Consider the following 978-nt stretch of genomic DNA (forward strand, 5'->3'; position numbering starts at 1 on the left):
GGTAGAGATACCTTGGTGCCTTCGGGAACGCACAGACAGGTGCTGCATGGCCGTCGTCAGCTCGTGTTGTGAAATGTTGGGTTAAGTCCCGTAACGAGCGCAACCCTTGTCCCTATTTGCCAGCACGTAATGGTGGGAACTCTAGGGAGACTGCCGGTGACAAACCGGAGGAAGGTGGGGACGACGTCAGGTCATCATGGCCCTTACGAGTAGGGCTACACACGTGCTACAATGGCCGGTACAAAGGGTTGCGAAGCCGCGAGGTGGAGCTAATCCCGAAAAGCCGGTCTCAGTCCGGATCGGAGTCTGCAACTCGACTCCGTGAAGTCGGAATCGCTAGTAATCGTGAATCAGAATGTCACGGTGAATACGTTCCCGGGCCTTGTACACACCGCCCGTCACACCATGGGAGTGGACTGCACCAGAAGTGGTTAGCTTAACCTTCGGGAGAGCGATCACCACGGTGTGGCTCATGACTGGGGTGAAGTCGTAACAAGGTAGCCGTAGGGGAACCTGCGGCTGGATCACCTCCTTATCGACTATGTCACCGACTGTCGGCAAGTGCTCACAATGAATTACCTGATCGACCAGAGCAAAAGACTGTTTGGGTTACCCATTCAGTGGTTTCGCCGGGTCTGCCGCTCAGTTGGTAAGAGCGCACCCCCCTGACCTTATGAAAAGTAGGGTGAGGTCGGCAGATTGCTGGAGAGGACCCGACTGATAGCGCCGGGTCTGTAGCTCAGTTGGTTAGAGCGCACCCCTGATAAGGGTGAGGTCGGCAGTTCGAGTCTGCCCAGACCCACCAATTTGCGTGACACGTTGTTGCTTCTCTTCTCGTGTACCTGCTACACATTGTCGAAAAGCACATTGTCTCACTCAGATTATCCGGGGCCATAGCTCAGCTGGGAGAGCGCCTGCCTTGCACGCAGGAGGTCAGCGGTTCGATCCCGCTTGGCTCCACCATCTTGCAGAAGGTCA

Annotated in this window: 2 tRNA genes and 1 rRNA gene (1 of these 3 running past the window's edge); all 3 read left to right on the forward strand. The window is 55.9% G+C overall.

Going from position 1 to position 978, the window contains the following annotated elements:
* Nucleotides 1–535 (forward strand): 16S ribosomal RNA (locus tag IOC61_RS16000); it begins 1,352 nt to the left of the window's first position.
* Nucleotides 536–728: 193 nt separating this feature from the next.
* Nucleotides 729–805: transfer RNA gene (locus tag IOC61_RS16005), tRNA-Ile, on the forward strand.
* A gap of 82 nt (nt 806–887) precedes the next feature.
* A tRNA-Ala gene (locus IOC61_RS16010) sits at nt 888–963 on the forward strand.
* Nucleotides 964–978: the final 15 nt, after the last annotated feature.

The organism is Halomonas sp. KAO, assembly GCF_015595025.1.
Lineage (GTDB): Bacteria > Pseudomonadota > Gammaproteobacteria > Pseudomonadales > Halomonadaceae > Halomonas.